Raw genomic sequence first — 16,083 nt, 5'->3', positions numbered from 1 at the left:
TTTTTTCCTTAATTATCAGCCGACGCTATGCTCAAGGCTAATGGCCAGCAATTTTTGCGCTTCGACGGCGAACTCCAGCGGCAGTTCGGAGAAGACGTCTTTACAGAAGCCGTTGACGATCATCGAGATGGCATCGTCTTCGCTGATCCCGCGCTGCAGGCAGTAGAACAGCTGGTCCTCACCGATCCGCGAGGTGGTCGCTTCGTGCTCCAGCTGGGCGCTGTTGTTGCGACATTCCACATACGGGAAGGTATGCGCCCCGCAGTCCGGGCCGATCAGCATCGAATCGCACTGGGTGAAGTTGCGGGCGTTGGTCGCGGTCGGCATGATTTTGACCAGCCCGCGATAGCTGTTCTGGCTGTGTCCGGCGGAGATCCCTTTCGAGATGATGGTCGAGCGGGTGTTCTTGCCGATATGGATCATTTTGGTGCCGGTGTCCGCCTGCTGATGGCCGCTGGTCAGCGCCACCGAAAAGAATTCGCCGATTGAGTTATCGCCGCGCAGGATGCAGCTGGGGTATTTCCAGGTGATGGCCGAGCCGGTTTCCGACTGGGTCCATGACATTTTGCTGTTCTCCCCTTCGCACAGGGCGCGTTTGGTGACAAAGTTGAGGATCCCGCCGGTGTTGTTATCCCCCGGGAACCAGTTCTGCACCGTGGAGTATTTCACTTCCGCGTCTTTATGGATGATGACTTCCACCACCGCGGCGTGCAGCTGATAGCTGTCGCGCACCGGCGCCGAGCAGCCCTCAATGTAGCTGACGTAGCTGCCTTCATCGGCCACCAGAATGGTGCGTTCGAACTGGCCGGTCTTTTCGGCGTTGATGCGGAAATAGGTCGACAGCTCCATCGGACAGCGGACGCCCTTCGGCACATAGATAAAGGTGCCATCCGAAGCCACCGCGGCGTTCAGCGCGGCAAAGAAGTTGTCATTGCCCGGCACCACGGTCCCCAGATACTTTTTCACCAGTTCCGGATGGTCGTGGATCGCCTCGCCGAAAGAGCAGAAGATGATCCCCTGCTCCGCCAGCTTTTCACGGTAGGTGGTCGCCACCGACACCGAGTCGAATATCGCGTCCACCGCCACCTCGCGCCCTTCGCGCACCGGCACGCCCAGCTGGTTAAAGGCTTCTTCCACCTCGCTGGTCAGGAAGGTGTTGGCCCCGGTCTGCTGCACCGCGCCGGGCTCGGAGGCGCAGGTCTCATCGCAGTTGCCGCAGGAGGGGGCGGAATAGTAGCTGTAATCCTGATAATTCAGCTTATCGTAATGCGCCTTCAGCCAGTGCGGCTCTTCCATCTCCAGCCACGCCCGGTAGGCATTGAGCCGGAACTCCAGCATCCACTGCGGCTCATTGCGACGGGCGGAGATGGCGCGAACCACCTCTTCATTAATGCCTTTGGCCAGCTCATCGGTCTGCAGGCGAGTGAAAAAGCCCTCTTTATAATTGAGCGGGCCGCCGGTCCAGGTTTTGACATCGTCTGTTGCTTCAGTATTACGCGACATAGTTACTCCGCCTGCACCCCAAAACTTTCGCCGCAGCCGCACTCGTGCTGCGCTTTCGGGTTATGAAATTTAAAGATTTCATTTAAACCTTCCCGGACGTAATCCAACTCCGTGCCGTCAATGAACGGCATCGCCTGCAGCGGCGCAAACAGCTTCGCCCCGTCAGATTCAAAGAGCAGATCGTCGGGCGCCGGCTCGGCAATCATTTCGAGCACATAGCCAAAACCGGCGCAGCCGCTGGTTTTGATACCCAGCCGTAGCCCCTTTTTGTCCGGCTGCTTACGCATCAGATCGCGAATATGCGCGGCAGCGGCCGGCGTCATGGTCAGTCCCTGCCAGCTGAAATCGGCGGGATTAAAGGTTCCTGCTTGTACTTCCATCGATAGACCTCCAGGTTGGCGCCATCAAGGCATACCGCCATGTTAATGATAATGATTATCACTTCAACCCTTCTGCAGCAGGGGTATTGCCTCATTTAGCGCTTTTTATAAGCATAGACCCTTGCCCGGGGATTATCAGGGTACGCAAGTCGAACCTAATCATATGATTTATAATATGTTATTCTGATATTGTTCCGTTACCGCACGCAATGGCAAAGATGTATCGAAAATACCGATTTATGAGATAGGAGATGAAAAAAACCGCCTTTCAGTGACTTAGCGGATATTCAATGAGTTACACTATTACACAGACGGACGATCAAGGCCGTGAATGGACATTCTGGTGTCCCCAAATGTGTCCCCATCAACTCTGCTGCCCCCGTTATGCCCCGAAAAACAGCCTGATTGACGCCCACTTTTTTTCTACCGGGGATGTGATTCCGTCATAAACCACTGCTGTACTGTCCGACTCTATTCCAACATCTATACTTTCAGTCTGAAGACTGGAGGTAACCATGCGCGGACGCTTTGCTCAATCACAAACCCGTGAAGAATATCTTGCATACCTGGCGGATGAAGCCGAGCGCGACATTGCATACGACCTGAGCCGATTGGGCGTTACAACGTGGCGCCGGGGACTAAAGTTTTGCTCGTGAACGAACGCTATGAACAGCTGCACCTCGATCCGGTCCAATGGGGCTACGCGCCAGGATGGTAGGATAAAGAGCCCACTAACCCAGCCTGGAAAGAGAACGTAGAGATTGTTAGCGCCCTCAGGGATCAGGAAACAGATAAAGCGGCAGCATTACTTTCCCGAGATCTGAGCGACAGTCGTAAGCGTTTTCTGGAATCAATTAATTCAACCCGTCGCAGCCTCCGGGCCAGTGGGATCGTTATTACAAACTAGTCGGTTCAACATAATGAAATACGGGTGGGTGTGGCCAAAGGTCAAAAAAGGCGCTCAACGAGCGCCAAAAACCTACAGCAAACCTGTTCAAATGCTAAATACCCAGCTCGCTTTTAACCCATGCGCGCGCTTTTTTTACTGTCTCTAAAGGTGGTGCTTTTTCAGGATCCTGTTCGGCTTCTATGATAATCCAGCCTTCGTAGGTTGAGTTTTTAAGAAAATGAATAACCGGAGCGTAATTAACTATCCCCTCGCCTGGCACAGTAAAAAGACCGGCTCTTACTGCATCATTGAAGCTCAGGTTATTGTTAATGACGTTATCGAGTACTTCACCACGAACATCTTTTAGATGGACATGTGCCACACGGTTGCCATACTTTTCAAGTACCCATTCGATATCTACGCCTGCCGCGGTTGCATGCCCACAGTCCAGGACGATGCCGACTAAGTCATGAGTCGCTTTCAGGAAGGCTTTCAGCTCATCGTCGGTTTCAACAACCATCATCAAATGGTGATGATAAGCCAGACGTAAACCATAGTTCTTCAATAAAGAGACGGCCAACTTATTCACTTTTTCTGCGTACTGAGGCAGATTAATATGTCCTAAGGCAGGAGATTTCGACAGGGGCTCATCGAGTGGCGTGAGTCCGGGCATTGCGCCGCACTCACCATATACCATGACTTTTGCACCCAGTGATTTCAATAACATGGCATGATCGTGTACCGCTGCTAACTCATCCTCAAAACTTCGTTCAGCCATCAGGCCATTATACCAACCAGAGGCAAGCTTCAGCTTAGCTTGATTCAGTAATGGCTCAAGTGTGTCGATGGATCGCGGAAACTTTCGGCCAAGTTCAATTCCTTTGTAGCCAGCCACCGCCGCTTCTGCCAGACAGGTTTCCAGTGGGATGTCGCCACCAAGATCTTCGAGTACATCGTTAGTCCAGGAGAGCGGGCTAACGCCAACATGAATACGTGTTGATACGTTCATCATTCTATCCTTTACAATAAATGCATCGCTTCCTTAGCTTAGAAACGATGCAAAATGAGCGCTTAAGGATGTTAACTCTTATAGCGTGAACGCTTCGCGGAAGGCTTCAAGTGCGACGACGGAATCACCCGATGCCCAACCTTCCATCGCGACCACGCCTTGATAGTTAATCCCTTTCAATGCGCGGGCTACAGCCTTATAGTTGATCTCACCGGTACCCGGTTCTTTACGGCCCGGAACATCGGCAACTTGAATTTCACCGATATGTTTCTCACATTTGCGGATAAGCTCGACCAGGTTACCTTCACCGATCTGCGCGTGATAAATATCCAGATTCATTTTCAGGTATGGGCTGTTCACTGCGCTCACCAGGGCCATAGTATCCTCTGCTTTAGCGAAAGGTGTTCCCGGATGATCAACGGCGGTATTCAGGTTTTCCAAAGTGAATACCTTGCCTGTTTTCTCCCCCATAGCTGCAAGGGCATCCAGCGTCTTTTTCGCTTTCAGCCACATTTCACCCGTTACAATTTCAACTGGTTTCACCGGGAGACCAACATTGTTCAGTCCTGTGCCGTGCAAGTTGAGAGACGGGCAGCCAAGGCGGCGAGCGGCCTCGAGTGACTGACTGGCGCTGGAAAGCAGGTGATCAATTGCTTCATCATCGGTCAGGTTGCCAGAGATGTAGCCTGTCATTGAGGTAAAGCGGGCACCGGTTTTCACCAGCGCATCAATATCTTTTTGGGTCCAGTCCCAAATCTCCACGCCAAATCCCATAGCGTGAATGCGTTCAACGCGCTCAATGAATGGCAGATCAAGGAATACCATTTCAGCGCAGACCGACAGTGAGTAAGTAGACATATTTTAATCCTTAGAGCTTAATCGGCTGAGACTGTTGAACAGATGCGATACATGCCAGCGCGACTTCCAATGCATTACGTGCATCTTCACCGGATGCTTTCGGCGTGGCGCCCGTTGCAACGCAATGTACGAAGTCGGTCACTTCTGCAACATAGGCATCATGAAGTAGGTCAGTATCACGACGTGCTGTGTCAATAGAGATACCGTCAGCGGTGTAACGCACGCAGTTGTTCATATTGATATTTCCTGCCTGTAACATACCTTTACTACCGAAAACCTCACCACGAACGTCATAGCCATACACTGCCTGGAAGTTAGCTTCAGCAGTGGCGAACGCACCATTGTCGAAGCAAATATTCACGACTGCGGTGTCCAGCAGGCCACGATCTTTAAAATCGGGCCGCACTAATGCATCGGCAACCGCATAAACACGGGTGGGTTTCGCGCCCGGATTAAGGTGCAGCAGGATGTCAAAATCGTGGATCAGTGTTTCAAGGAAAATGGTCCAGTGCGGGATTGGCGTTGGATCCCCCAGACCGGGGTCGCGAGTCGTTGAACGCAACAGTTGTGGTACGCCAATTTTACCCGCTTTTATCTCTTCATACGCTGTAGCAAAACCACTAGCAAATCGACGGTTGAAACCTACCTGTAGAGCAACTCCGGCTGTTTTAGCCGCATTAATGGCTTTATCTGCATCTTCCAGGGTGACTGCCATTGGCTTCTCACAAAATACACCTTTACCCGCTTTGGCTGCGGCGACGACCAGTTCAGCGTGGGTACGTGCCGGAGAAGCGATCACAACGGCATCGATTTCAGGATCGTTCAGCAGATCTTGCGGATCCGTATACGATTTTTTTGCTCCCAGTCTGGCGGCTAATTTTTCTGCTGCGCCCGGAACCGGATCGGCAACGGCAATCAGAGTTGCGCCTGGTACACGTTGAGCAACAGTTTCACCATGAAAACTGCCCATACGACCTGCGCCAATAAGACCGATGCGTACAATGTTTTTAACTGACATCTCATTCTCCTTAGATATAGGGTATTGGTTAATTATTTTTGCGAAACAGATTTTGGCGTGACGAGCATCTCCTGCTCGCCGCCAAACCGACGGGATTTTGAAAGCATTAACGGTTCGATATGTTCCAGCGAAACACCCTTGGTTTCCGGCAGAAAACGGCCAACAAACCAAAAAGCGATAATGCTGAATCCGCTGCATAACAGCAGAGGGAATGCCCCATGGAAATGCTCCATTAATACAGGATTGCGGTTCATCATCGGGAAGCTCTGAGTAACGATGAAGTTCGAAATCCACAGGGAGCAAAACGCATAACCCATGGCAACGGCCCGCATGCGATTAGGGAAGATCTCAGATATCAGTAACCAGGCTCCGAGGCTCCAGGACATACCAAACACAAAAATAAATCCGACTAAGCCGAAGACCGGGAGATATCCTTTTGCTTCACTCATAAAGGCCCATGAGGTGAATAACAGGAAGGCAGCACAGCCCAATGCCCCCCAGCGTAGCAACGGGATTCGTCCGACGCGGTCAAAGGCCACCAGCGCAATGCTCACTCCAGCCAATAGTGCGAGGCCAAGGAAAATACTCTGAAAGAGGGAATCCTGTGTGTTTCCGGTAACGTTTTGTAGAAGTGAAGGCGCAAAGTACATCAGGATATTGATGCCGGAGACCTGCTGTAAGACGGCGATAGCGCAGCCTATCCACAGGATGAAAGACGATTTTTTATCCCGCAGAATGCCATGAGATGTTGGTGTACTCTGCAAAGCAGAATCGGTGGCGATGGAGATGCGAATATCAGCATATAAGCGCTCGGCATGTCCTGGGTTGGACAGCGAGGTCAGTACCTTCAGTGACTTTTCTCTCTGGTTGCGCATCGCATACCAGCGTGGCGATTCTGGCATAAAGAAAGCCATCACAAGGAATAGCACGCAGGGAATGAGTGCAGATGCCAGCATCCAACGCCAGCCCATAGACACGACCCATTCATGCGCCATTCCTCTGGCAATCAGGTAATTTACGATGTAAACAACTAATTGACCGCCTACCATCAGCATCTGCTGCATTCCCAGCATCCGACCACGAAGGTCTTTCGGGGATACTTCCGCGATATAGAGAGGGGTAACAGCTGATGCCATACCCACGGCCAATCCGCCAATCATACGGTAGATAACAAACCAGGTGAGATCATTGGCTAATGCCGACCCGATAGCGGAAATGGTGAACAGAATAGCTGTGACGATCAAGGTTACTTTGCGGCCAAAACGGTCTGTGAAGCGTCCGACCCCCCAGGCACCCGCAATACAACCCAGAATGACGTTTGAAACTGCCCATCCGCTTTCCGCTGGTGAGAGTGACAAATGTTCAGTAAGCGGATCTATGACGCCAGAAATAACGGAAGCATCGTAACCGAGTATGATCCCGCTAATAGATGCAATGGCACATATGAATATGAGGTAAGGCACGTTGTGCTTTCGTGTAGACATTTCATTTTACTCCATATTGATTTTTCTAGTTTATGTCTTTGTAGGGAGACACTGCTCTAATAGCAACAGATGTGCCAAATCGCATCTCGATGTTTCATAAAGAAATAAAAATAGATAACGATCACAATATGTTCATAAAAAAGACACAATGACACAACATGTATATAGAATGAACATATTAAAATTTACAGAGAATGAAATAGATGAGCCAAAGCATCAGTGATATCTGGGATGAAGAATGCGAGCGGATTGCCCGGCTTAACCATGAACAAGGTTTTGCTCAGTACACCGATGAACTGGATAGAGCCTGGGCAGAGTTCGAAAAGGGGGAAAAACCTAAAGGATTACGCTCTGTTGTTCATGCATCATGGCTACGAAGCCATACCAATGGCATAGATGCGCATCACTTCGAATATCAATTTTGCGAACAGGGGGAACTGCGCCGAATAATGGCGAGAAATTCACTACTGATTTCCATCGCTCGTGAAATCATGCGTAACTTGCTGGCCTACAACCCTGATGGACATATCAACCTGACAGATGCTAACGGAGTGACCCTACATTATTGCGGCCAGGACTTGACGCCGATCGGTAGTATTCTTTGCGAAACGGTACAAGGTACAAACTGTACTGGACGTTGTCTCAAAGAGAACCGGCTGGTCTATTTGCTGAGCGCTGAGAACTATAAAGAAGCGCTACGCGTACGAGGTAAACATTGCGCGGCAGCTCCCATCAGAGATGAAAACGGTGGAATGCTTGGCATTCTGACCCTTACTGCTGATCCTGGTTGTTTCCATTACCATACGTTAGGCACAGTTCAGGCTGCCGCAGAAGCGATATCTCAGCAACTTATTCTGCGTCGGTTGGTAAACGAGCAGGAGTCGGTGATGGAGTCACTTAATGAAGGGGTTTTGGTTATCAGCGAGTTGGGGGTGATTCGTCAGTTAAATTGTTATGCCCGTAAGGTATTAGGTATTCAGGAAGATGTCCTTTTTCGCGATGTTGACGAAGTATTATGCCCAGATGGCTGTTCAGTTAAAGCATTACCAGCCAGTAAAGACCGTAATATTACGTTCTGCCCCGTATCTGATTCTCGTATTTCATGTGTGATCTCTGTAGTCATCACGCCTGAAGGTGGTCGAGTGATTTCGATGCGTGACAACCGACGCGTACGCGACATGGCTCATCGTGTTATTGGTAGTACCGCCATCTACAACTTCGATATGATCCTCGGTGAGTCACGTGTGATGCAGGATACACGCAATAAGGCCCGAAGCGTCGGGCGAAGCGATAGTACTGTTCTCCTGACTGGAGAAAGCGGAACAGGAAAAGAGCTTTTTGCTCAGTCAATTCATAACGGTAGTCATCGTAATTCAGGACCTTTTCTCGCGGTTAACTGTGGTGCTATTCCTCGAGATCTCGTGCAGAGTGAATTATTTGGCTATGAGGATGGTGCATATACTGGTTCAAAGCGAGGTGGTGCAGCGGGGAAATTCGAGCTTGCTGATGGTGGTACACTATTTCTGGACGAAATAGGCGATATGCCACTTGAAGCGCAGGCTAGCCTTTTGAGAGTATTGCAAGAAGGTGAAGTGATGCGTATAGGCGGCAAGCGTCCGATGAAGGTTAACGTCAGAATTATTGCTGCAACCAATCGGGATCTAAAAAAAGATATCGAACATGGTTCCTTCCGCCGTGACCTCTATTTTCGTCTTAATGTTATTAGCTTGCCTATTCCACCATTAAGAGCAAGAAAAGAAGATCTTAGAGAACTAGTAGAATGGTTTTGCGAAAAAATCAGTCGAGCATTCAATCGAAACTGCGTGAAATTTTCAGATTCAGCCCTTAGTCATATGGAAAACTACGACTGGCCAGGTAATGTTAGAGAACTGGAGAACATCGTCGAACGAACAATAAACCTCACAGAAGCTGAGGTAATAAATGATAAAGACTTACCCGATGAATTACAGAATTCTGTCTGTAATGCTTTGGCTGTTCATGATGGACGCACAAAAAACTATAATCTTAAGGATAGTGAAAAAATGATCATTGAACGCTGTCTGATAGAGAAAAAAGGTAATCTGCGACAGGTTGCTATCGCACTTAATCTTTCACGTGGAGCACTTTACAATAAATTAAAGCGCTACGATATTGAGGCAAATGAATATCGAAAACTCAATCCTGAGTGCTAAATAATAATTCTAATTTTAGAGGGCACATTAACTCATCACACTTTAAGTAAATCGGCAAATCTTGTCGTATATCGAGGCGAGAGCATTTCTCGCTTCATCTGCCAGGCAGCCTGGATCCCCTGTTCTGCAAAATACAGCGTTCCCCTTCCGTCCTTTGCGTTGAGTTGGGCGAGAACTTTCATCAGTTTCTCGCTGTTCCTCCGTGGAGCGTTATCATCGAAGAGGTTAAGTTGCGCTACGCCCTGGCTGTAGAATTCCCCAAGCATAACGCCTGCTTTCTGATAGCGATGCCCGTCTCGCCAGACTGCATCGAGGCATTTCGTCGCCGCGGTAATTATGTCCCGGCTATCCATATCGCATGCGCTATCGATTAATCCTGAAGCTTTTCATTCACCGTTGCCATTTGCACCACCCGGGTTACTCAGTCCGCCGGCCAGCGCGACTTGCTGATTTCGCAGCTCGTCGATTACCTCTTCGGGCTTCGCATCTGGTGACGGCGTCACTAAGCGGCCATGCGCGCTGAACAGGCGCTGGCCTGCGGAATGAGAAAGCGTGAGAAGAAAGCGTCAAGGCGCGACGCTTTCGGCAGGGGCGGTCGCGGCCTGGCGGGGACGTGGCCGCGATCGGGGGGATGTAAACCGCGATGAAACGGGTAGTCAGGAAGGCTATCGGTTGGCTAGGTCCCTTTTCTCACCAGGCGGGCGGCCTGGACAAAGACCTCATCCTCCACCCCATCCCCCTTCTGTCTGCCCAGCCGCACCAGCTCATCCACGATACTCCCCTGATTAATCTGCTTTTGGGTCGCCACTAAGCTAATGACCGCCGCGCCGATAGCCATGCCAATCAATGCCGTTTGTTCATCTTTATCTTTCATGGTGTCGCTCCGTCTGTCCTCCTCAGAAAGGCTAGCAAAAGATAGCCACTGCTCCATTTCAAATTCACTTTCTTTACGCCTGCTGGAAAAGGCAGGCGCCGCGCTGACCACGCTTCCTTGCTATGGCGATAGCGTATAACGCTGTCGCACCACGTCGGGTCTTTTATTTGGCCGAATTCACGCTTCGCGGAAATAAATAAAAATAACGCGCGTGCCTGAGGCAAAAAAAGAAATAACTATTTAAGCGACAAATCCAGATTATTCCATTAGGGAATGGCTGAGATGCTAATATTTCATTTCCCCAACGATTTTAAGAAGCCTATAGTTTTTTTGCCTGCAGAACATCCACTTAGGTTAAAAGACATAAGGATATAATTATGATTGTTTCAGCCCCCAGCGATTATCGCGAAGCCGCTCGTCGCCGTCTGCCCCGTTTCCTTTTTGACTATATTGACGGTGGCGCGGTGGCGGAAAATACCATGAACGCCAATGCCGCCGAGCTTGCCTCGGTCGCCCTTCGCCAGCGCGTGCTGTGCGGGGCGGGTGAACCGACGCTGGCCACCACCATCCTTGATGCCCCATGGGCGATGCCCGTGGCGCTGGGGCCGGTCGGCGCCACCGGCATGTATGCCCGCCGCGGCGAAGTCCAGGCGGCCCGCGCCGCCTCCCGCGCCGGGATCCCTTACACGCTGTCCACCGTGTCGGTCTGCTCCATTGAGGAGGTGGCGAGCCACGCCAGCGGCGCACTCTGGTCCCAGCTGTACGTCCTGAAAGATCGCGGCTACATGCGTAATGCGCTGGAGCGCGCCTGGGCCGCCGGCATGAAAACCCTGGTATTCACTGTCGATATGCCGATCCCCGGCTCACGATATCGGGACAACCGCTCAGGAATGTCCGGGCCGCACGCCACCTTGCGACAGTATCTTCAGGCCTGCACCCACCCGCGCTGGGCAATGAACGTCGGCCTGGCGGGCAGGCCTCTGTCGTTCGGTAATATCGAAGCCTATACCGGCCACAAAATGACCATGGACGACTATATGGGGTTCATCAGCAACAACTTCGACCCGTCCATCGCCTGGCACGATCTGGAGTGGATCCGCGACAGCTGGCCAGGAAAGCTGATCATCAAAGGGATCCTCGATGCCGAGGATGCGCGCAATGCCGTGCGGCTGGGCGCCGACGGCATTGTGGTCTCCAATCACGGCGGCAGACAGCTCGATGGCGCCATCCCCACCGCCCGGGCGCTGCCGCGGGTGGCGGAGGCGGTCGGCGACGATCTGACGGTCCTTGCCGACTCCGGAGTGCGCTCCGGCGTGGACGTTATTCGCCTGCTCGCCCTCGGCGCGAAGGGGGTCCTGCTTGGTCGAGCCTATATTTATGCCCTGGCCGCCGCGGGCGAAGCGGGCGTGGCGCACCTGCTGCGCTTATTTGCCGAGGATATGAAGGTCACCATGACCCTCACCGGCGCCACCTCCCCCTCGGCCATCAGCCTCGATTGCCTCGACCGGCTGGAAAAAGATCAACAGCGCAGCCGTGCGGTCCCGGTATCCTTATCTGCCTGACGCAGCCCGGGGCCGGGCCTGACCGCGTGCCTTGGCCCGGCAACCGAAATTACCCCTGCGGGTCCAGCGCCGGCCGTTGCGCTGCGTCAGCCGGGCGCTCCGGGCGGATGCGGAACCAGATCGCATACATGGCCGGCAGGAAGATAAGGGTCATGATGGTTCCCCCCAGCGTCCCGCCAATCAGCGTATAGGCGAGCGTCCCCCAGAAAACCGAATGCGTCAGCGGAATGAACGCCAGGATCGCCGCCAGCGCGGTCAGCAGAACCGGACGGGCTCGCTGCACCGTCGCCTCCACCACCGCGTGGAACGGATCGAGCCCCGCCTGCTGGTTATGGTGGATTTGACCAATCAGGATCAGCGTATTTCGCATCAGGATCCCCGACAGGGCGATCAGGCCCACAAGGGCATTGATGCCAAACGGCTGATTGAACAGCAGCAGCGTCGGCACCACGCCAATCAGCCCCAGCGGGGCGGTCAGGAAGACCATGACCATCGCCGACAGGGAGCGCACCTGCAGGATAATGATCAGCAGCGTGAGGGCGATCATGATCGGAAATAACGGCACCATCGCCCGGGTGGCTTTGCCGGACTCCTCGATTGACCCCGCCGTCTCGATGCGATACCCCGGCGGCAGGGAGTCGATAATGGGCTGCAGCGACGTCATCAGCGCGGTGGAGACATCCGGCGGCTGCAGGTTATCCGCGACATCGCCCCGGACGGTAATGGTCGGCGTGCGGTCGCGACGACGGAGCAGGGGTTCTTCCATCCTGATCTCGACTTCACCGATCTGCGACAAGGGAACTCGCTGCCCGTCGCTGCCCACCAGGGTGAAATCGGCGATTTTCGCCGGATCCAGACGGATATCCCCCGCCGCGCGGCCGATGACCTGCACGGCGCGAATATCTTCCCGGACGGTGGTGATGGGGATCCCTGACAGCAGGAACTGCAGCTGCCGGGCGACGGCCTGGGAGCTGAGCCCACTCGCCTGCAGCCGGTCCTGATTGAGGCTGAAATGCATCACCGGCACGCGCGAACCCCAGTCGCTATTGACGGTGCGCATCAGCGGACTGGCCTGCAGCACCGATTTCACCCGATCGGCGATGTCGCGCAGGGTATGCGGATCGGGCCCCATCACCCGCCAGGCGACTGGATACGGCGAATAAGGACCAAAAACCAGCTGCGTGACGCGCACCCGCGCCTGCGGCGCCAGGCCATTAGCCACCGCCTCCCGCAGCCGCAGCTTAAGCGCCTCGCGAGAGGCCGGACCGTCGGTCAATACCACCAGTTTGGCAAAGGAGGGGTCCGGCAACTCCGGGGCCATCGCCAGGTAAAAGCGCGGCGCGCCCTGGCCGATATAGCTGGTGACAATCTTCGCCTCCGGCTGCTGCTGCAGCCAGCGCTCAATATTCGCCGTCGCGGCGCTGGTCTGGATAATCGATGACCCGTAAGGCATCTGCACCTCAACCAGCACTTCCGGGCGATCGGAGGTGGGGAAAAACTGCTTTTTCACCACGCTCATTCCCAGTAACGCCACCATAAACAGCACCACCACCCCGGCGGCCACGCGCCATTTGCGGGCGATAACCCGGGTCAGCAGCCGGCGAAAGTGCTGATAGCGCGGGGTGTCGTACAACGCGGCGTGGCCAGCCGCCGCGGACTTCCTCTCCGGCAGCAGGTGCACGCCCAGCCAGGGGGTAAAAATCACCGCCACAATCCAGGAGGCAATCAGCGCGATACCGACGATCCAGAACACATTGCTGGCATACTCCCCAGCGGTGGATTGCGCAAACCCGTTGGGCATAAAGCCCACCGCCGTCACCAGGGTGCCGGCCAGCATCGGCGCCGCGGTATGGCTCCAGGCATAAGCCGAGGCTTTGAGGCGGTCGTACCCCTCCTCCATTTTGACCACCATCATTTCGATGGCGATAATGGCATCATCCACCAGCAGCCCCAGGGCGAGGATCAGCGACCCGAGGGTGATGCGGTCGAAGTTTTTGCCGGTGGCCGCCATCACCACAAACACTACGGCCAGGGTGAGCGGCACCGCCGCCGCGACCACCACCCCCACGCGCCACCCCATGCTGACAAAGCACACCGCCATCACCACCAGCAGGGCGACAAAGAATTTGATCATGAACTCATCGACCGCGGCGCTGATATTCACCGACTGATCGGTCACTTTCGTCAACGACATGCCGAGCGGCAGGCTCTGATTGATGCTGGCCGTTTCGGCGTCCAGCGCTTTCCCCAGCGCCAGTCCATTCCAGCCCTCGCGCATCACCACGCCGAGCAGCAGCGCCGGTTCGCCCTGATTGCGGATCAGGAAGGTGGCGGGATCTTCATACCCCCGCTCAACCGTGGCGACATCGGCGAGCTTCAGCGTTCTGCCCCCGGCAATTATCGGCGTGTCGCGGATCTGATGCAGGCGGTCGAACGCCCCGTCGAGGCGGATAAAGATCTGCCCGCCGCGGGTCTCGATAGCCCCGGCCGCGGTCAGCACATTCTGACTGTTCAGCGCGGCAAAAATCGCCTCCGGCGAGAGCCCCAGGGTGGCGAGACGGTCATGAGAAAACGCGAGATAAATGCGCTCCGCCTGTTCGCCGAGAATATTCACTTTTTTCACCCCGGGAACATGCAGCAGCTGCTGGCGCAGGGTTTCGGCGTCACGCACCAGCTGCCGGGGCGGCTCTCCCCGCGCCTTCAGCGCAAAAAGGGCAAAGGTGACATCGGCGAATTCGTCATTCATCATCGGACCGGAGACGCCGGCAGGCAGGTTTTTCGCCTCATCGCCCAGCTTCTTGCGCGCCTGATAAAACTGCTCCGGCACCTCGGAAGGCGGGGTCTGATCCTGCAGCGATAAGGTGATTAGCGCCATCCCGGGGCGGGTATAGGTCTCGGTGCGATCGTACCACTTCAGCTCCTGGAGCCGTTTCTCCAGCGGCTCGGCGACCTGATCCTGCATCTCCTGCGCGGTGGCGCCCGGCCAGACGGTGATGACCGTCATTTGCTTGACCGTGAAGGGCGGATCTTCCGCCCGCCCGAGCCCGAAGAAGGCCACCAGCCCGGCGACCGAAATAAGGATAATCAAAAACAGGGTCACCGACCGCTCGCGGACGGCCAGCGCGGAGAGATTAAAACGTCCGTCGCTCATGGCTGGCTCCCGGCGGCAGTATGCTCGCGTCGTTCCGCCAGCCGCACCGTCTCGCCCTGGTGCAGAAGATGGGCGCCCAGAGCGACGATCGGCTCCCCGGGCTTCAGCGGACCGGTCACCCGCGCCGTTTCATCATTCAGGCCGATCACCGTCACCGGTTGCCAGGAGACGGTGGCCGGGCGGGAGGCAACGCGCCAGACGCCAGGGCCGTTGCCCGGATCGTAGACCGACGCCAGGGGCACCTCCAGCACCTCGCCTGGCCTCTGGTCGTTGCCGATGCGCAGGGTTACGGTAGACCCCAGCGGGGCGTTCGCCAGCGCGCCGTTCAGCACATAGCGCGCTTCAAAGGTGCGAGTGGCGGCGTCAGCCGCGTCCGAAAGCAGGCGCAGGGTTGCGGTGACCGGCTGAGATTCGCTGCCATAGCGTGTCGCCAGCGCCTCGCTGCCGACCGCCGGGCGCAGCGTCTCCGGAAGCTGCACCCGGGCTTCGCGCTGCCCCGCCCGCGCCAGGCGGATCACCACCTGCCCGGCGCTGACCACCTGCCCCGGCTCGGCGAGCGTTTCCACTACCACACCGTCAGCGTCCGCCAGCAGTCCGGCATAGCCGGTGGCGTTTTGCGCCACGTTTGCCTGCGCCTGGGCCGCGCTGAGGTCGGCTCTCGCCGCCTCTGCCGCCGCGTTGATCTGATCGAACTCCGCCGCCGAGACGGCGCCGCTGGCCACCAGGCCGCGATAGCGGGCCAGATCGTTAGCCGCCTTTTTGGCTCGTGCCCGCGCGGCGTCGACCGCCCGCTGTTGGGACTGCGCCTGCAAGGCAAGATCAGCCGGATCCAGGCGCAACAGCAGTTGACCGCGCCGGACGCTCTGCCCAGTCTCTACCAGCCGTTCAAGGACTTTTCCCGCCACCCTGAAGCCGAGGTCGCTTTGGGTACGGGCCACCACCACGCCGGTAAAGGCCCGCGAGCTGGCCTCCGCGCGCTCGACGGTGGCCACCCGCACCAGCGGCGGCCGCGTGCGGGGATCGTCATGGTCGGCAGGTTCGCCGCAGCCCGTGAGGGCCAACGGCAGGAGGCAGACGGCAAAATGGACGGCGTTGAGCCTGAGCATGGGTCACCTTAATGAAAAGACCGGTTGGTGAACGCATTCTCAGACGAGTGACCAATA

11 protein-coding genes and 3 pseudogenes are annotated in these 16,083 nt (G+C 55.2%); 4 read left to right on the top strand and 10 right to left on the bottom strand.

Annotated features, from left to right (window positions below; translation table 11 throughout):
* Positions 1 to 15 precede the first annotated feature (15 nt).
* Together sufB and sufA are read right to left on the bottom strand one after the other, a co-directional pair.
* Positions 16 to 1,503, bottom strand: coding sequence for a Fe-S cluster assembly protein SufB (gene sufB, locus ACLH1U_RS02045; RefSeq protein ID WP_023290077.1), 1,488 nt, complete (start codon positions 1,501 to 1,503; stop codon positions 16 to 18).
* 2 nt (positions 1,504 to 1,505) lie between these two features.
* Entirely contained in the window at positions 1,506 to 1,883 is a 378-nt protein-coding gene (gene sufA / locus ACLH1U_RS02040; protein WP_004143232.1) for a Fe-S cluster assembly scaffold SufA, read from the bottom strand.
* Positions 1,884 to 2,398: 515 nt separating this feature from the next.
* Here sufA and ACLH1U_RS02035 point away from each other — a divergent pair.
* Positions 2,399 to 2,598 (top strand): annotated as a pseudogene (locus tag ACLH1U_RS02035) (SOS response-associated peptidase family protein); the annotation flags it as partial.
* Between the two features lie 286 nt (positions 2,599 to 2,884).
* Here the strand turns inward: ACLH1U_RS02035 and iolE are convergent.
* The 4 genes from iolE to ACLH1U_RS02015 form a co-directional block, all read right to left on the bottom strand.
* The gene (iolE, locus tag ACLH1U_RS02030) at positions 2,885 to 3,781 is read right to left on the bottom strand and encodes a myo-inosose-2 dehydratase (RefSeq protein ID WP_023290080.1); all 897 of its coding nucleotides are present in this window, start codon (positions 3,779 to 3,781) and stop codon (positions 2,885 to 2,887) included.
* A 78-nt stretch (positions 3,782 to 3,859) separates the two neighbouring features.
* Positions 3,860 to 4,639, bottom strand: coding sequence for a TIM barrel protein (locus ACLH1U_RS02025; RefSeq protein WP_023290081.1), 780 nt, complete (start codon positions 4,637 to 4,639; stop codon positions 3,860 to 3,862).
* 10 nt (positions 4,640 to 4,649) lie between these two features.
* Positions 4,650 to 5,657 (bottom strand): Gfo/Idh/MocA family oxidoreductase, encoded by a 1,008-nt coding sequence (locus ACLH1U_RS02020; protein ID WP_085550992.1) that lies wholly within the window; start codon positions 5,655 to 5,657, stop codon positions 4,650 to 4,652.
* A gap of 32 nt (positions 5,658 to 5,689) precedes the next feature.
* Positions 5,690 to 7,141 (bottom strand): sugar porter family MFS transporter, encoded by a 1,452-nt coding sequence (locus ACLH1U_RS02015; RefSeq protein ID WP_411299009.1) that lies wholly within the window; start codon positions 7,139 to 7,141, stop codon positions 5,690 to 5,692.
* A 203-nt stretch (positions 7,142 to 7,344) separates the two neighbouring features.
* Between ACLH1U_RS02015 and ACLH1U_RS02010 the strand changes: the two genes are divergently transcribed.
* Complete coding sequence (locus tag ACLH1U_RS02010; protein ID WP_085550991.1) at positions 7,345 to 9,333, top strand: sigma-54-dependent Fis family transcriptional regulator; 1,989 nt, start codon at positions 7,345 to 7,347, stop codon at positions 9,331 to 9,333.
* 35 nt (positions 9,334 to 9,368) lie between these two features.
* Here the strand turns inward: ACLH1U_RS02010 and ACLH1U_RS02005 are convergent.
* Positions 9,369 to 9,683, bottom strand: a pseudogene (locus tag ACLH1U_RS02005) (DUF4113 domain-containing protein); the annotation flags it as partial.
* A 326-nt stretch (positions 9,684 to 10,009) separates the two neighbouring features.
* Positions 10,010 to 10,207, bottom strand: coding sequence for a hypothetical protein (locus ACLH1U_RS02000; protein WP_004203090.1), 198 nt, complete (start codon positions 10,205 to 10,207; stop codon positions 10,010 to 10,012).
* Between ACLH1U_RS02000 and ACLH1U_RS01995 the strand changes: the two are divergent.
* A pseudogene (locus ACLH1U_RS01995) lies at positions 10,206 to 10,295 on the top strand (hypothetical protein); the annotation flags it as partial. The gene ACLH1U_RS02000 and the pseudogene ACLH1U_RS01995 sit on opposite strands and share 2 nt — an antisense overlap.
* Before the next feature lie 289 nt (positions 10,296 to 10,584).
* Positions 10,585 to 11,769 (top strand): FMN-dependent L-lactate dehydrogenase LldD, encoded by a 1,185-nt coding sequence (lldD, locus tag ACLH1U_RS01990; RefSeq protein ID WP_048297731.1) that lies wholly within the window; start codon positions 10,585 to 10,587, stop codon positions 11,767 to 11,769.
* A gap of 49 nt (positions 11,770 to 11,818) precedes the next feature.
* Here lldD and ACLH1U_RS01985 read toward each other — a convergent pair whose 3' ends face one another.
* Complete coding sequence (locus ACLH1U_RS01985; RefSeq protein WP_411299008.1) at positions 11,819 to 14,920, bottom strand: efflux RND transporter permease subunit; 3,102 nt, start codon at positions 14,918 to 14,920, stop codon at positions 11,819 to 11,821.
* On the bottom strand, positions 14,917 to 16,026 hold the full coding sequence (locus ACLH1U_RS01980; RefSeq protein ID WP_411299007.1) for an efflux RND transporter periplasmic adaptor subunit: 1,110 nt from the start codon (positions 16,024 to 16,026) through the stop codon (positions 14,917 to 14,919). Before ACLH1U_RS01980 ends, ACLH1U_RS01985 begins: the two co-directional genes overlap by 4 nt.
* Positions 16,027 to 16,083 lie beyond the last annotated feature (57 nt).

Origin of the sequence: Klebsiella sp. 1SOBk5mer, assembly GCF_046603115.1 — a bacterium.
Taxonomy (GTDB): Bacteria; Pseudomonadota; Gammaproteobacteria; order Enterobacterales; family Enterobacteriaceae; genus Klebsiella; species Klebsiella quasipneumoniae.
This window is presented reverse-complemented; position numbering and strand designations above follow the sequence as displayed.